The organism is Caulobacter sp. GW821-FHT10A10 (genome assembly GCF_059415745.1).
On the sequence record NZ_JBWKNV010000001.1, the window covers coordinates 181,789 to 197,941 of the forward strand.

Here is a 16,153-nt window from a genome sequence, read left to right on the forward strand (position 1 = left end):
CTCAGAACATCGCCCGGCCGACAAGCCGGGCAGAATAGCGGGTCTGGCGACGGGACGCTTCGGCCCCGCCCTCCAGGGCGAAATAGGAAAGGTCGGAACCGGCGCGCAGGGCGACGTTCAGGGTCACCGCGCCGTCGGTGGCGTCGTCGGCCAGGATCGTGAAGGGCGTGCCGCCCGCGTACCAGGCCGTGGTGTCGGCGTACTTGCCGGCCAGGGTCTTGCGGTAGCCGACGCGGACTTCCGGCCTGAACCAGACTTCCTTGCCGAACTGGCGGCCGAAGGCGACGCCGACATCGCCCGACAGGTTGCTGAACTTGCGCGAGGCCACCGTCTGGTCGAAGCCGGAGCCGCCGCCGTGCTCCTTGCGCTCGCCTTCCCACATGTAGACGTAGTCGAGGCGGGTCTCGGGACGGATGTAGTTGGCGCCGAAGGTCGCCTCGTAGCCGACGCCGGCGAAGGCGTTGGCGGTGAAGCCGTTCCAGGAGGCCGTGTTGCGGACGACGACGTCGGCCACGCCGTCGCTGTCGACGTCGCCGCTGATGAAGCTGCGATCGCCGTTGAAGCGGATGTAGCCCGCGCCGCCGCCCAGGTTCAGGCGCCAGCCGCCGATCGAACGGCGCCAGTAGGTTCCGGCCTGGAACAGCGAACCGTCGGTCTCCTCGCCGACCGTCGCGGCGGTGTCGGTTTCCTCGATGCTGACGAAGGCCAGGGTCACCCCCAGCGCGCCGCCGGCGTCGCCCATGGCCTCGTAACCGGCGACCAGGCCGACGGCCTTGGTGTCGGAGCCCAGGTTCTCGCCGTTCTGGATCCGCACCAAGCTGTTGATCTCCTGCACCCAGACACTGTCGGGGCCGTAGCGGTCGGCGCCGTCGGGACGCACGGCCGTAGCCGCCGACACCTGCTGCTGCACGGCCTGCAGGGTGGTGAACATCCCCTGGCCGGTGCTGGGCAGCATCTGGTTGTAGAGATTGTAGAAGCCATCGGCGGTCGACTGGCTGAGGAAGGCGCCGGCGATGTCGTCGTTGTCGCCGAGCGCGGCGAACGTCGCTTCGTAGGCCGAGGCCTGGCCGCGGGTCATGCCGGCTTCGGCGGCCGTGCGGCGGCGCACGTCGATCAGCACGTCGTTGTCCTGCGTGTAGGCGCTGGCGACGTAGAGGTAGGGCGCATCGCCCAGCAGGTCCTGGTCGATCTCGCCCGCGCTCAGGGTCCCGGCCGAGATCACCTTGAAGGTGCTGGCCGTGGTCAGCAGGTTGTTGAAGACCAAGCCCAGGTTCGCGCCGCTGGCGATGGTGGCGGTGTCGACCACCAGCTGGGTCGCCGTGCCCGCCGCCGGATCGACGGTGAACACCAGCTTGGCGTCCGCGCCCAGGGTCAGGCTGGTGGCGTTGATCGTGTTGGTGTTGGTCAGCAGCAGGCCGCCGTCGCCGATGTTGATCGACAGCTGGCCGTCGCTGTCGCTCAGCTTGGTGACCGCGTAGGCGCCGCCGTCGATGTTGAAGACGTCAGCCCCGTCGCCGAACGAGATCTCGCCGTACAGCGTGCCGTTCAGCAGGTTGATGGTGTCGGCGCCCGAGCCCAGCAGGATCTGGCCGATGATCGTCGGCTCGTCGGCGTCGTCCACGCCGTCGCCGTCGGTATCGGTGTCGGCTACGTCGTCGTCGCCATCGTCGCCGTCGTTGACGCCGGTCTGGGTGATGGTGACGCCGGTGGTGTTGGCCTGCAGGTTGATGGCCACGGCCTTGCCGGTGACCACCTCGTCGTCGGCGTCGTCGTTGTCGTCGTCGAGGTCGTAGTCGTCGTCGGTGGCGGTGAGGTAGGCCGCGATCGTGCCGGTGTTGTTGATCGTGGTCAGCGTGCCCGAGCGATCGACGATGGCGTTGGCGGTTCCGGTCTCGCCGTAGAGGGTGGCCAGGATCGTGCCGCTGTTGTTGACCGTGGTCATGGTCGCGCCGGCGTCGATCAGCAGGGCGTAGGCGGCGGAGTCGCCCTCGGCCGTGACCGAGCTGGAGAGGCCGCCGCTGTTGTCGAGGATCCTGGCGATGGCGCCCGAGGTCAGGTGCAGGCCCATGGCGTCGGCCTCGTAGGCGCTGGCCGTGATCGAGCCTTCCAGGTTGATCCCGTTGGTGACCAAGGTCTCGTAGCCGGCCGAGCCGCCGATCTGCACGCCGGTGGCGGCCACGCCCGGGTGGATGCCGTAGGCGGCGACCGAGCCGCGGATGACGAGGCCGTAGTCGTAGATGCCGTCGCCGGCCGAGCCGAGGGTGACGGTCTGGGTGTCGGAGCCGATCTGGATCGCCGGCGCGCCGCCATAGACCGCGACCGAGGCCGTGCCTTCCTCGTCGTCCTCGACGCCGTCGCCGTCCTCATCGTCGGTGGTGTCGTCGTTGGTGTCGGTGGGCGGGGCGTCGAGCACCAAGCCCTTGGTGACGTTGCTGGTCACCTGGATGGCCGAGCCGCCCTGCAGCAGGTCGTCGGCGTCGAGCAGGGCCTCGTCGTCGGGATCGGTGTAGCGGCTGGTGTAGCGATAGCCGGTGGCGGTGATCGAGCCCTGCACGATCACCGAGCCGTCGACCTCGCCGTTGACCGCCAGGCCGACGCTGTTGGCGCCCAGCACGCTGATCGAGCCGTCGCTGACGATGTCGCCGGTGACGCTGGCGGTGTTGCGAATGCCGTAGCCGTCATCGCCGGTGACCGAGATCGAGCCGGAGTTGAGAATGTCGCCGATCACCGACGATTCCAGGATGATGCCGATCGAGTCGTTGCCCTCGATGGTGATCGTGCCGGAGTTCTCGATCGTGCCGATGAAGTCGCCCGAACCGGTCAGGTGGACGCCGTAGCGATTGGTCCCCAGCGCGAACTGGCCGTCGTAGTCGCCGTCGCTGTCGGTGTCCTCGTAGTCGTAGTCCTCGGTCAGCGAGATCGTGCCGCCGTTGGTCACCGTCGAGGTGAGGCCGCCGTTGATCAGGACGCCGGTCGAGTTGGAGATGTCGGTGCTTTGCAGCGTGCCGTTGTTGGTCAGCGTGTTGCTGCTGTCGACGGTGGCGATCGCGCCTTCCGAGGCGTAGGTGATCACGCCGTCGCTGGTGATCTTGACGTCGTCGGCCGCGCCGTCGTTGGCGGTCGAGGTCGCGACCGCCTTGGTGCGGCTGCTGCTGGTGATCTCGGTCTCGGCGACGGCGCCGCCGGCGTGCAGCAGCATCGGTAGAGCTGCGGCCGACAAGATCAGAAGCTTACGCGACATGGAGGACCCGCCTGATGGAACCTCCGAGCCTTAGGGGCCGTGCATGGCCCAGGCGTGTCTATGAAATTTCCGTCATGCTACGGCGACGCTCACGCCGATACACTTCCGTTTCAAACGGCCCGGAAGGTTGTCGCCAGGGCGCCGGCTCGCCTCCGAAGTGTTGCCGTTCCCGGCCCAAAGCCGCCGTTATTCCGACGTCCGCGCAAGAAAAGGCCGCTCGGGCGCACCAGGCGATTCCAGAGCCGTTGCAGACCGTCCACGCCCTGAAACGGCAAAGAAAAAGCGCGCGGGGCCGAAGCCGCCGCGCGCTTTCACTTAGTAGAGCCTTGGGTCCTGACCGGACCGACTGGCTTAGAGCACGCCGTCGACGGCGCGCTTGACGCCCCAAGGGTTGGCTTCCTTCAGGGCCGGCGGCAGCAGCACGTCGGGCAGGTCCTGGTAGCAGACCGGGCGCAGGAAGCGCTCGACGGCGCGGGTGCCGACCGAGGTCGAGCGGCCGTCCGAGGTGGCCGGGAACGGGCCGCCGTGGACCATGGCGGGGGCCACTTCCACGCCGGTCGGCCAGCCGTTGGCCAGGATGCGGCCGGCCTTGCGCTCGAGGATCGGCAGCAGGCCGCGAGCGGCCTCGGCGTCTTCGGCGTCGAGGTGCAGGGTGGCGGTCAGCTGGCCTTCCAGGCCTTCGAGCAGCTTGGCCAGCGTGGCGAGGTCCGGGGCGCGGACGACGACCGACGACGAGCCGAACACTTCATGGCTGAGGGCCGGGTCGGCGGCGAAGGTCGCCGCATCGACCACGAACAGGGCGCCCTGGCCCTGGTTGCAGCCTTCGCCGACCAGGCCGCGCGCCGCGACGGTGACGCCCGGACGCGAACCCAGCTTCTCCACGCCCTGCTCATAGGCGCCGAAGATGCCGGGGGTCAGCATGACCTGCGGGTGGGCGGCGGCCAGGGCGGCCGAGGCCGAGGCGATGAAGGTGTCGAGGTCGGGACCTTCCAGGGCCAGGATCAGGCCGGGGTTGGTGCAGAACTGACCCGAACCCATGGTCAGCGAGCCGACGAAAGCCGCGCCCAGGGCCTCGGCGCGGGCGGCCAGGGCGTGCGGGAACAGCACCACCGGGTTGACGCTGCTCATCTCGGCATAGACCGGGATCGGCTCGGGACGGGCGTTGGCGATCTTCATCAAAGCGACGCCGCCGGCGCGCGAACCGGTGAAGCCGACGGCCTTGATCCGCGAGTCGCTGACCAGGGCGCCGCCCAGTTCGTGGGTCTGGCCGGTCAGCAGCGCGAACACGCCGGCCGGCAGGCCCGCCTTCTCGACGGCCTTGCTGATGGCGGCGCCGACCAGGGCGGCGGTGCCGGGGTGAGCCGGGTGGCCCTTGAACACGACCGGGCAGCCGGCGGCCAGGGCCGCGGCGGTGTCGCCGCCGGCGGTCGAGAAGGCCAGCGGGAAGTTGCTGGCGCCGAACACGGCGACGGGGCCCAGGCCGATGAAGCGCTGGCGCAGGTCGGCGCGCGGCAGCGGCTTGCGCTCGGGCAGGGCCGGGTCGACGCGGGCGCCGAGGAAGTCGCCCTGGCGCACGGTCTTGGCGAACAGGCGCAGCTGGCCGGTGGTGCGGCCGCGCTCGCCTTCCAGGCGGGCGCGCGGCAGGCCGGTCTCGGCCATGGCGCGCTCGATCAGTGCGTCGCCGATCGCCTCGATCTCGGCGGCGACGCCTTCGAGGAAGGCCGCGCGGGTCTCGAGGTCGGTCTCGCGATAGACGTCGAACGCCGCGTCGGCGGCGGCCAGGGCCGCCTCGATCTGGGCCGCGGTCGGCTCGGGGAAGACGTCACCGAAGTGCTCGCCCGTGGCGGGGTTCAGGCTGCGGAGTTCGGTCATGACGGCGCTCGCGGTTTTGGCGGACGGGAATGGGCCCGCATATAGGCCCTTCCCCCGCATTTTGTCAGGTCAATGTTAGCGCAACCATCGCTTATTCGATGGCCCGCCGAGACTATTCGATGAAGGCCGGCGCGATGACCCGCTCGCCCAGCAGGAAGGCGTCGGCCACATGGCGCAGCGGGCTGACGTCGACGTCCGAGTCGCCGGCTTCGATCAGTTCGGCGAAGGCGGCGTAGAGGCCCGGATATTCCTCGTCCGGCCCTTCGTGCTTCAGCTGCCCGTCGATCCACAGGCGCGAACCGCCGTGGGAGAGCTTCAGCTCGCCGCCGTCGGTCTGGACGATGATGTCCCAGCTCTGCGGGCCGGTCTGCAGGAAGTCGAACTCGGCGCGAACCGGGGCGCCGGTCACGGTGACGAAGGAGAGTTGGGCCTCGACCGGCGACTGGCAGTTTTCCGGCACGTGCAGGGTGGCCTTCTCCAGGAAGAAGGCCGGCAGGATGACGGTGGCGATCGACAGGGCGTTGATGCCGGGATCGAAGACGCCCAGGCCGCCGGCCTGCCAGATCCAGGTCTGGCCCGGGTGCCAGACGCGCACGTCTTCCTTCCAGTTGATCTGCACCGACTGGAGGGTCTTGCCCGCCAGCCAGGCCTGGGCCGGGGCGACGGCGGTGGCGTAGCGCGAGTGCCAGGTGGTCTGCAGGGTGACGCCCTTTTCGGCGGCGGCGGCCTTGAGGTCCTCGACCTCGCTCAGCGTCGCGCCCGGGGGCTTTTCCAGCATCACGTGCTTGCCGGCGTCGATGGCCAGGCGGGCGATCGTGTGGCGCACCTGCGGCGGGGTGCAGAGGGCGACGGCGTCGAAGGCGACGTCCGAGGCCAGCAGCTCGGCCAGGTCGGTGAAGTGCGGCACGCCGTCGACGCCGGCGCTGCGGCTGGCCACGGCGGCCAGCTCGAAGCGCGGGTCCTTCTCGATCGCGGGCAGGTGCTGGTCGCGGGCGATCTTGCCCAGGCCGACGATGGCGATGCGGATGGTCATCTGGACGAAACACCTGGCGATGGAGAGAACCGCGTCGGCGGCCCGTTCATTAGTCAGACAAATAGCGTGACGGGCGTGGGTGTCAAACGGGGAGCTTACGGAATGGTCCTTCTCCCCTTGCGGGAGAAGGTGGCGGCTGTTCGCGAGGAACCTCCCCCTGTGGGGGAGGCGATCGCGCAGCGATCGGAGGGGGGAGTTTTTGCGAACCTTCCGACGCCTCGAAAGCTGAAAACGTCCCCCCACCGGCCTTCGGCCGCCTCCCCCAGGGGGGGAGGTTCCTGGGCGCGCGGCTTCGTGCTCACGCGGTGAACCGCTGAGGTGATGGAGAGGGCGCGGGGCGTCCGGGCCTCGCCCGGAGCTGTGAGTTTGAATACCGTTTCGACGAAGCTGGACGCCCCGCGCGATCGTTGTGCCTCAGGCCGGGGCGCGCAGGCCTCTTCCGCCTTTCACCCCCTTCGGCGTATGCCTTCCCCGGAACCGGGCTGTGAGCTTCGCTAGCCATCGCGTGCAGACAGAAGGCGCCGGAGCGGACCCTCGGACGGGCGGGAGCCTATTTAGGCAAGCTCCCGATGGATGGGTTTACGTCCCCCATCCTCATTTAAGCCTGGCCCGGCCCTGCTCACGCAGCTCCGGCGGCCCCGCTCGATCGCATCGCCGTCGCACGCTTCGGGCCGGATCCTTGCGCCCTCTCCCTGCGACGGGACAGCTCTGATTATGCAGCGGGGTTGAACGCGTCTGATCCAGAGCGCTGAGAAAGTTGTAAGGGACTGGATTGGTTGGGGTCTTTGGCGAGGCCGCCGGGGATTGACGGCGCTCGATCCCCGTCAGCGATCCTTCTCCCCTTGCGGGAGAAGGTGGCGGCCGAAGGCCGACGGATGAGGGGTCTCTCAAACTCGGGACGCCTCACCCGGCCTGACCGCCGTACGCAGCTTCGAGGTTTGAGAGACCCCTCACCCGACCTCCCTTCGGGAGGCCACCCTCTCCCGCAAGGGGAGAGGGATCAGGTTTCGCGGGGATTTTACGGGAGGGGCGGCTCCCCCAATTGCTCAGACATTTGCCGCGCGCTAAGGTCGCTGAACAGCGTCATCAGTGGCAGAACACCCGTCGGCGCTATATAATGTGACCGCTATCATCGGCTCGCCGGCGCCATTCAGGCACTTGCGAGCCGCTCGCAAGGCCTTGAAGGCGCGCGACCTTCCGCCGCCTTGGTCGCCACCATGGCGGTCGTTGACGACCCCCGCCCGGCGGTATAGTCAGACAAATAGTATAAACCTCGCCCGGCGAGGCGATCCCGATTGGATCGACCGAGGAAAAACAGGACCGTCATGACCACCAAGTCCGCGCCCAGCACCCTTCGTTCGCGGGCCTGGTTCGACAATCCCGACAACGTGGACATGACCGCGCTCTATCTGGAGCGCTACCTGAACTACGGCCTGACCCTGGAAGAACTGCAATCGGGCAAGCCGATCATCGGCATCGCCCAGACCGGTTCTGACCTGTCGCCGTGCAACCGCCACCACCTGGTGCTGGCCGAGCGCGTGCGTGAAGGCATCCGCACGGCCGGCGGCATCGCCATCGAGTTCCCGGTCCACCCGATTCAGGAAACCGGCAAGCGCCCGACCGCGGGCCTGGACCGCAACCTGGCCTATCTGGGCCTGGTCGAGACCCTGTACGGCTATCCGATCGACGGCGTCGTGCTGACCATCGGCTGCGACAAGACCACCCCGGCCTGCCTGATGGCCGCCGCCACCGTGAACATCCCGGCCATCGCCCTGTCGGTCGGCCCGATGCTGAACGGCTGGCACAAGGGCGAGCGCACCGGTTCGGGCACCATCGTCTGGAAGGCCCGCGAGATGCTGGCCGCCGGCGAGATCGACAACGCCGGCTTCATCAAGCTGGTCGCCAGCTCGGCCCCGTCGACCGGCTTCTGCAACACCATGGGCACGGCCACGACGATGAACTCGCTGACCGAGGCGCTGGGCATGTCGCTCACCGGCTCGGCCGCCATCCCGGCCCCCTATCGCGACCGCCAGGAAAACGCCTACCTGACCGGCCTGCGCATCGTCGACATGGTCAAGGAAGACCTCAAGCCGTCGGACATCCTGACCCGCGAGGCGTTCCTCAACGCCATCGTCGTCAACTCGGCGATCGGCGGCTCGACCAACGCCCCGATCCACCTCAACGCCCTGGCCCGTCACGTCGGCGTCGAGCTGACGGTCGACGACTGGCAGGAGAAGGGCGAGGACGTGCCGCTGCTGGTCAACCTGCAGCCGGCCGGCAAGTACCTGGGCGAAGACTACTACCACGCCGGGGGGGTTCCGGCCGTCACCGCCCAGCTGATCAAGCAGGGCCTGATCCACGAAGACGCCCTGACCGTCTCGGGCCAGACCATGGGCGACGCCTGCCGCGACGCGACCATCGAGGACGCCGACGTCATCCGCACCTTCGACAACCCGCTGGTCGAGCGCGCCGGCTTCGTCGTGATGCGCGGCAACCTGTTCAACTCGGCGGTCATGAAGACCAGCGTGATCTCGGGCGAATTCCGCGACCGCTACCTGTCGAACGACGAGGATCCGGACGCCTTCGAAGGCGACGCCGTGGTGTTCGACGGTCCGGAAGACTACCACCACCGCATCGACGATCCGTCGGTCGGCATCACCGAGAACTCGATCCTGTTCATGCGCGGCGCCGGCCCCATCGGCTATCCGGGCTCGGCCGAGGTCGTGAACATGCGCGCCCCCGACTACCTGATCAAACGCGGCGTCAAGCAGCTGCCCTGCATCGGCGACGGCCGCCAGTCGGGCACCTCGGGTTCGCCCTCGATCCTCAACGCCTCGCCCGAAGCCGCCGCCGGCGGCGGCCTGGCCCTGCTGAAGACCGGCGACCGCGTGCGCTTCGACCTGCGCAAGTCGCGCGTCGACGTGCTGATCACGCCGGAGGAAGTCGCCCAGCGCCGCAAGGACCTGGAAGCGGCCGGCGGCTACAAGTACCCGGAAAGCCAGACCCCGTGGCAGGAGATCCAGCGCGCCATCGTCGGCCAGATGGACACCGGCGCGGTGCTGGAGCCGGCCGTGAAGTACCAGCGCATCGCCCAGACCAAGGGCCTGCCGCGCGACAGCCACTAAGGGCGTCACGCATCGCTGAATGAACGAGCCGCCCAGGCCTTGGCCCGGGCGGCTTTTTCATGCCTGCTTCTCGGAAGAACGACGCCGATTGCAGTGAAATAACGCGGCGCCGTTGCTTTCCCATTTTGAGAATATGTAATCTCGAAAGTTGGATACGTATTGGTACGTATCTGGAGTACGCCGGATTTAAACGACTCGATTACTGCCGATTAACGCCGATGATCGATCTTCCGACCGGAATATCGGAGGCGGGCCGTGCGTTTGATCGAGTTTGACAGCATCCAGTCGCAGCGTCGGGTCGGCGGCCAGCTGGTGGTCGCCTGCGTGACGGCCATGGCGGCGGTCGTGCCGGCCGCGGGCTTCGTCGCCGGCACGCCGGTCGCCCTGCCCTTCGCCTGCGCCGCCGCGTTGGCGGTGATGGCCCTGGCCGCCTTTTGCCTGTGGCGCGACACGCTGCTGCAGCGGACCTGCGCGGCCCTGGCTCTCGTGGGGCAGGTGACGCTGTTCGTGCTGGCCTTCCAGGGAAGCGCCCAGCAGGACGTCGCCCGCATGGCCTTCCTGGCGGCGCTGGCCCTGCTGGTGGCCTATGGCGACTGGCGGATCGTGGCCCTGGCGGCGACCGCCTTCGTCGGCCTCGACGTCCTGGCGCCGCTGCTGGCCCCGCATCGCCTGGCCGCCGACGAGAGCCTGCTGGCGATCGTGCTGCGGGTCGGCATGACCGCCGCCACCGCCTGGTCGCTGATCTGGCTGACGGCCGGGGTCTCGCGCCTGTTCGTCACCGTCACGGCCCGCACCGAGGCGGTGGAGACCGCCGCCCGCGCCGCCGACGCGGCCAACGCCGCCGCCCAGGCCGAACGCGCCGAGCGCGACCGCGCCAACGCCGAACGCGCCAGGCTCAAGCAGGTGATGGAGGCCGAGCAGACGGAAGTGGTCGAGGCCCTGGCCCGCGCCCTGCGCCAGGTGGCCGGGGGCGACCTGACCTGGCGGCTGGAAACCCGCTTCGCCGCCCAGTACGAGCCGCTGCGCCAGGACTTCAACGACGCGCTGGCCAAGCTGCGCGCCGCCCTGGGCGAGATCTCCGGCAACGCCGCCAGCATGAGCGACGGGGTGGCCGAGATGAGCCGCGCCTCCGACGAACTGGCCAACCGCACCGAGGACCAGGCCGCCAGCCTGGTGCAGACCACCACGGCGCTGGGCCAGATCACCACCACGGTCAACGAGACCGCGCAGAACGCCCGCCAGGCCAACGCCGCCGCCGCCCGGGCCCGCGAGGAGGCCGAGCTGTCCGACCCGGTGGTCACCGAGGCCGTCGACGCCATGACCCAGATCGAAACCTCGTCGGGCCAGATCGGCCAGATCATCTCGGTCATCGACGAGATCGCCTTCCAGACCAATCTCCTGGCCCTGAACGCCGGGGTGGAAGCCGCGCGGGCGGGCGAGGCCGGCAAGGGCTTCGCCGTGGTGGCGCAGGAGGTGCGGGCCCTGGCCCAGCGCTCGGCCGACGCGGCGCGCGAGATCAAGGCCCTGATCGACGTCTCCAGCCGCCAGGTCAGCGCCGGCGTCGAGCGCGTGGGCAAGACCCGCGAGGCCCTGCGCCGGATCGTCGCCCGGGTGGCCGAGATCGACCTGCAGATCGACGCTATCGCCCGCTCGGCCAACGACCAGGCCATGAACCTGGGCGAGGTCAACACCACCATGGGGGCGATGGACCGGGTGGTGCAGCAGAACGCGGCCATGGTGCAGCAGACCACCGCCGCCGCCCACGCCCTGAAGGCCGAAGCCGCCGAACTGGCCCAGCGCATCGGCCTCTTCCGCACCCGCGACGACGACGCCGACCTTCGGGCCGCTTGAGGGGAGCGGGGCGATGGCGGGGGAGCAGACTTCGGACGAGGTGGTGCGGTTCACCGGCGCGGACCTGATCAAGCTGTTCGCCGCCACCTACCTGCCGCTGTGCGAGCGGCTGGAGACCTGCGGCGTGATCGACCGGGCGCGGCTCGCCGACGTCATGTCGCTCTATGTACGGCCGGGCAAGGACAGCCCCAGCGCGGCGACGGTCGAGGCGTTGCAGATCGTGCTGCGCCGGGCGCGGGTTGCGCAGGATGCGCGCCCGAAACCCGCCCTGCGGCTGATCCCGGGCGGGCGGGGCTAACGCCCCTCCCCGTCCAGCACCTTGCATAGCGCGGCGGCCAGCATGGCCCAGGGCTCGTCGCGGTCGGGGCCGATGCGGGCGGCGATGTCGCGCGACAGGGCCTTTGGGTCCAGCGCCCCGGCCTCCTCCAGCGTGCGGCACAGCGGCAGGTAGGTGGCGGCGAACAGGCGGACGATGTCCTCGCCGGAGAAGGACGGCGCGTCTTCGGCGGGCGCGCTCATCGCGGCGATTCTGCTGAACTCGGTGACATGGCCTCCGGATGACTGAAGAACGCTGGTTGCGCCTTGATCGCGATCAAAGTAGCGGCCGCCGCGCCGTGGGACGTCGTCTTCTCCAGAGGGGGATGCGATGTCCAATCAGACGGCGCCGGCGCGCCGCGATCTCGAGGCGGGGGCCGACTATCTGCTGCGCAGCGCGGGCCTCTTATGGTCGGTGTTCGACGGCGACGTGCTGCGGGGCCTCGTGTTCCTGGCCGTGCTGCGGCTGACGGGCGAAGAGGGCGGCCCCGTGCGGCTGACGGCTGTCGCCCGCTCGCTGCGGATGCCGATCGAGACCACCCGCCGCCACCTGCTGAAGCTGGAGGCCGGCGGCTTCGTGGTCCGCGCGCCCAACGGCGCCGTCGAGGCCCGCCTGCCCGACCGCCCCGACCTGCGCGAGGCCCTGGCCGCCAACAGCGCCAACCTGGCCCTGCTCAGAGCGGCAGCTGAACCGTGCTCTTGACCTCTTCCAGCACCGCATAGGTGCGGGTCTCGCGCACGCCCGGCATCTTGACCAGGATGTCGCCCAGGAAGCTGCGATAGGCGTCCATGTCGCGCACCCGGGCCTTGATCAGATAGTCGAAGCCGCCGGCCACCATGTGGCACTCCAGCACCTCGGGCGCGCGGCGCACAGCGGCGGCGAAGTCCTCGAACACCTCGCCGGTCGTGCGGTCCAGCACCACCTCGACGAAGATCAGCAGGGCGCGATCGACCTTGGCCGGGTCGAGCAGGGCCGCGTAGCCGGTGATGAAGCCGCGCTCGCGCAGGCGGCGCACCCGGTCGAAGGTGGCGGCCGGCGACAGGTTGCAGCGCTTGGCCAGCTCGGCGTTGGTGATCCGGCCGTCGGCCTGAAGCACGCGCAACAGTCGGCGATCGGTGTCATCTAGAGCGGACATGGAATTTCGTCACTTTCAGCGAAGATAATTTTGAAAATACCGATAACAAACAAAGCACCTTCGGAGCGAAGAGGCCTACACCCTCAATCGTCCTAGCGAAGCTTCCCCCCGCCGCTTCCCCCAGTCGGCGCGCTTCGCATTGGACCTCCCGCTCGGCGGGAAACCATCGCCGCGCATCCCCCAGCGCCGGCGACGAGCGGAAGGGACGCGCGAGTCCCCCCGAGACGCGTCCCTTCCAGTGCTCCCCTTCCCTCTTCCTCTCTTTCCCTCCACTTTGGGCCCCTCCTGACCCGCGTTCGCCGACCCGCGTCCATGCCGGTCGCGACGCCCTGTCGCGGAGGTTTTCGGCCCTTTGGAGCGGAAGACGTTTTTCGTCGTTTACGCCGAACAGGATACGGAAGCCAGAGCCAACAAACGAAGCACCTTCGATCAGACCCAGGTTACAGCGACGATAAATCATCTCTGAGGAAGCGTCATGACTGGTTGGGACTCCCTGGACGACGGCAAGTACCGTGACGAGAAGGCGGTGATCGCCGACCTGCTGGCCGCCCAGGCCCTGTCGAGCGAAGACCGCGCCGCCGTGCGCGCCGAGGCCGAGGCCCTGGTGCGCGGCGCCCGCCGCAGCGTCCGCAAGCAGGGGGTGGTCGAAAGCTTCCTGCAGGAGTTCAGCCTGGGCACCCGCGAGGGCCTGGCCCTGATGTGCCTGGCCGAGGCCCTGCTGCGCACCCCCGACGACGACACCCGCGACCGCCTGATCGCCGAGAAGATCGGCTCGGCGGATTGGGCCAGCCACCTGGGCGGCAGCGACAGCCTGTTCGTCAACGCCTCGACCTGGGGCCTGATGTTGACCGGCAAGATCGTCGAGCCCGACGACGAGGCCAAGAAGGACCTGCCGGGCTTCATCAAGAAGCTGGCCGGCCGCGTCGGCGAGCCGGTGATCCGCGCCGCCGTCGGCCAGGCCATCCGCATCATGGGCGAGCAGTTCGTGCTGGGCCGCACCATCGAGGCCGCCATCAAGCGCGCCGCCGGTGAAGACACGATGTGCTCGTTCGACATGCTGGGCGAAGGCGCCCGCACCGCCGCCGACGCCGAGCGCTACGAAAAGGCCTATGCCGCGGCCATCGAGACGGTCGGCAAGCTGTCGAACAAGGCCGGTCCGGAAAAGGGCCACGGCGTCTCGGTGAAGCTGTCGGCCCTGTGCCCGCGCTACGAGGCCACGCACGAAGAGCGCGTGTGGGAAGAGCTCTATCCCCGCACCCTGCGCCTGGCCCTGATCGCGGCGAAGTACGACATCAATTTCACGATCGACGCCGAAGAGGCCGACCGCCTGGCCCTGTCGCTGAAGCTGCTGGACAAGCTGTGCCGCGAGCCGGCCCTGGGCGAGTGGAAGGGTCTGGGCCTTGCCGTTCAGGCCTACCAGAAGCGCTGCGGCGAGGTGATCGCCCGCCTGTCGGCCCTGTCGCAGGAGACCGGCCGCCGCCTGATGGTGCGCCTCGTGAAGGGCGCCTACTGGGACAGCGAGATCAAGCGCGCCCAGGTCGCCGGCCGCCCGGACTATCCGGTGTTCACGACCAAGCCCGCCACCGACCTGTCGTACCTGGTCAACGCCAAGGCCCTGATCGAGGCCGCGCCGCACCTCTACGCCCAGTTCGCCACCCACAACGCCCACACCCTGGCGGCCGTGGTGCGCATGGCCAAGAACGCCGGCGTGAAGATCGAGCACCAGCGCCTGCACGGCATGGGCGAGGCGCTCTACAAGGCCGCCGACGACCTCTATGACGGCATCACGCTGCGCGCCTACGCCCCTGTCGGCGGGCACGAGGACCTGCTGCCCTACCTGGTGCGCCGCCTGCTGGAGAACGGCGCCAACACCAGCTTCGTGCACGCCCTGCTGGACGAGCGGGTGCCGGTCGAGAAGGTGGTCGTCGATCCGATCACCACGGTCGAGGCCCATCCCGACCGCCACGCCAAGATCCCGACCCCGATCGAGGTCTATGGCGAAGGCCGCAAGAACAGCGCGGGCCTGGACCTCTCCGTAAAGGCCGACCGCGACCGCCTGGCCGCCGCCGTCACCGCCATCGACGCCGCCCCGCTGCAATCGGGCCCGCTGATCGGCGGCAAGCTGGAAGCCGGCGGCCCGCCGCTGCCGGTGGTTTCGCCGGTCGACGCCGGCCGCGTGGTCGGCGCGGTGTCGGAAGCCCAGATCCCGCAGATCGACAAGGCCTTCAAGCTGGCCCGCGCCGCCCAGGGCGAGTGGGACCGCGCCGGCGGCGTCGCTCGCGCCAAGGTGCTGCGCGCCATGGGCGACGCCCTGGAAGCCAATATCGAACGCCTGATCGCCATCCTGTCGCGCGAAGCCGGCAAGACCCTGGCCGACGGCATCGCCGAGGTGCGCGAGGCCGTGGACTTCTGCCGCTACTACGCGGTGCTGGCCGAAAAGCAGTTCGGCGAGCCGGAGGTGCTGAAGGGTCCGGTCGGCGAGACCAACACGCTGGCTCTGGCGGGTCGCGGCGTCTTCGTCTGCATCAGCCCGTGGAACTTCCCGCTGGCCATCTTCACCGGCCAGATCGCCGCGGCCCTGGCCGCCGGCAACGCCGTGCTGGCCAAGCCGGCCGAGCAGACCCCGGTCATCGCCTACGAGGCGGTGAAGCTCTATCACGCCGCGGGCCTGGACCCGCGCCTACTGGCCCTGCTGCCCGGTCGCGGCGAGACCGTCGGCGCGGCCCTGACCGCGCATGAGGGCCTGGACGGCGTCGCCTTCACCGGCGGCACCGACACGGCCTGGCGGATCAACCAGACGCTGGCCCAACGGCAAGGTCCGATCGTGCCGTTCATCGCCGAGACCGGCGGCCTCAACGGCATGTTCGTCGACACGACGGCGCAGCGCGAGCAGGTGATCGACGACGTCATCGTCTCGGCCTTCGGTTCGGCCGGCCAGCGCTGCTCGGCCCTGCGCCTGCTGTTCCTGCCGACCGACACCGCCGAGCACATCATCGAAGGCCTGAAGGGCGCGATGGACGCCCTAGTCGTGGCCGATCCGGCCGACGCGACCACCGACGTCGGCCCGGTGATCGACGCCGACGCCAAGGACGCGCTCGAAAAGCACCTGGCGCGCCTCAAGCGCGAGGCCAAGGTGCTGCACGCCCTGGAGGCCCCGGCCGCCGGCACCTTCTTCGCGCCGGTCCTGGCCGAGATCCCGGCCGCCGACTTCCTCGAACGCGAGGTGTTCGGCCCGATCCTGCACGTGGTGCGCTACAAGCCCGAGGACCTGGAAACGGTCGCCGGCGCCCTGGCAGCCCGCCGCTACGGCCTGACCCTGGGCGTGCACTCGCGCATCCAGGCCTTCGCCGACGAGGTGGTGCGCCTGGTCCCGGCCGGCAACGCCTATGTGAACCGCAGCATGACCGGCGCGGTCGTGGGCGTGCAGCCGTTCGGCGGCGAGGGCCTGTCGGGCACCGGTCCCAAGGCCGGCGGCCCCCACGCCCTGCTGCGCTTCGCCGTCGAGCGCGCGCTCAGCGTCAACATCACCGCCCAGGGCGGCGACCCGGCGCTGCTCAATCTCTGACCTTGACGACCCCGG

10 protein-coding genes are annotated in these 16,153 nt (G+C 69.4%); 5 read left to right on the top strand and 5 right to left on the bottom strand.

All coding sequences use genetic code 11. The annotated features are described in order from the left end of the window. Position 1: 1 nt before the first annotated feature. The 3 genes from AC07NS_RS00960 to AC07NS_RS00970 all read right to left on the bottom strand — a co-directional run bounded on the left by AC07NS_RS00960 (position 2) and on the right by AC07NS_RS00970 (position 6,146). Positions 2–3,241: an autotransporter domain-containing protein gene (locus AC07NS_RS00960; RefSeq protein WP_494600766.1), complete on the bottom strand. Its 3,240-nt coding sequence runs from the start codon at positions 3,239–3,241 to the stop codon at positions 2–4. 351 nt (positions 3,242–3,592) lie between these two features. Beyond that, a complete protein-coding gene (locus tag AC07NS_RS00965) occupies positions 3,593–5,113 on the bottom strand; it encodes an aldehyde dehydrogenase (NADP(+)) (RefSeq protein ID WP_494600767.1) in 1,521 nt (506 codons plus the stop codon). A gap of 112 nt (positions 5,114–5,225) precedes the next feature. Continuing rightward, a complete protein-coding gene (locus AC07NS_RS00970) occupies positions 5,226–6,146 on the bottom strand; it encodes a Gfo/Idh/MocA family protein (protein WP_494600769.1) in 921 nt (306 codons plus the stop codon). Between the two features lie 1,325 nt (positions 6,147–7,471). Here AC07NS_RS00970 and AC07NS_RS00975 point away from each other — a divergent pair. The 3 genes from AC07NS_RS00975 (at position 7,472) to AC07NS_RS00985 (ending at position 11,420) form a co-directional block, all read left to right on the top strand. Continuing rightward, positions 7,472–9,271, top strand: coding sequence for an IlvD/Edd family dehydratase (locus AC07NS_RS00975; protein ID WP_494600771.1), 1,800 nt, complete (start codon positions 7,472–7,474; stop codon positions 9,269–9,271). A 261-nt stretch (positions 9,272–9,532) separates the two neighbouring features. Then, positions 9,533–11,122 carry a methyl-accepting chemotaxis protein gene (locus tag AC07NS_RS00980; protein ID WP_494601837.1) on the top strand — a complete coding sequence of 530 codons (1,590 nt, stop codon included), beginning with the start codon at positions 9,533–9,535 and terminating at the stop codon, positions 11,120–11,122. 13 nt (positions 11,123–11,135) lie between these two features. Continuing rightward, positions 11,136–11,420, top strand: coding sequence for a hypothetical protein (locus tag AC07NS_RS00985; protein ID WP_494600773.1), 285 nt, complete (start codon positions 11,136–11,138; stop codon positions 11,418–11,420). Here the strand turns inward: AC07NS_RS00985 and AC07NS_RS00990 are convergent. Beyond that, positions 11,417–11,641: a hypothetical protein gene (locus tag AC07NS_RS00990; protein WP_494600775.1), complete on the bottom strand. Its 225-nt coding sequence runs from the start codon at positions 11,639–11,641 to the stop codon at positions 11,417–11,419. The genes AC07NS_RS00985 and AC07NS_RS00990 overlap by 4 nt on opposite strands. 127 nt (positions 11,642–11,768) lie before the next feature. Here AC07NS_RS00990 and AC07NS_RS00995 point away from each other — a divergent pair, with 127 nt between their 5' ends. Beyond that, positions 11,769–12,140 carry a helix-turn-helix domain-containing protein gene (locus tag AC07NS_RS00995; protein ID WP_494600776.1) on the top strand — a complete coding sequence of 124 codons (372 nt, stop codon included), beginning with the start codon at positions 11,769–11,771 and terminating at the stop codon, positions 12,138–12,140. Here the strand turns inward: AC07NS_RS00995 and AC07NS_RS01000 are convergent. Beyond that, on the bottom strand, positions 12,112–12,573 hold the full coding sequence (locus AC07NS_RS01000) for an Lrp/AsnC ligand binding domain-containing protein (RefSeq protein WP_110119836.1): 462 nt from the start codon (positions 12,571–12,573) through the stop codon (positions 12,112–12,114). The two genes, AC07NS_RS00995 and AC07NS_RS01000, sit on opposite strands and share 29 nt — an antisense overlap. Before the next feature lie 475 nt (positions 12,574–13,048). Here AC07NS_RS01000 and putA point away from each other — a divergent pair, with 475 nt between their 5' ends. Continuing rightward, entirely contained in the window at positions 13,049–16,138 is a 3,090-nt protein-coding gene (putA, locus tag AC07NS_RS01005; protein WP_494600777.1) for a bifunctional proline dehydrogenase/L-glutamate gamma-semialdehyde dehydrogenase PutA, read from the top strand. The last annotated feature ends 15 nt before the right edge of the window (positions 16,139–16,153 follow it).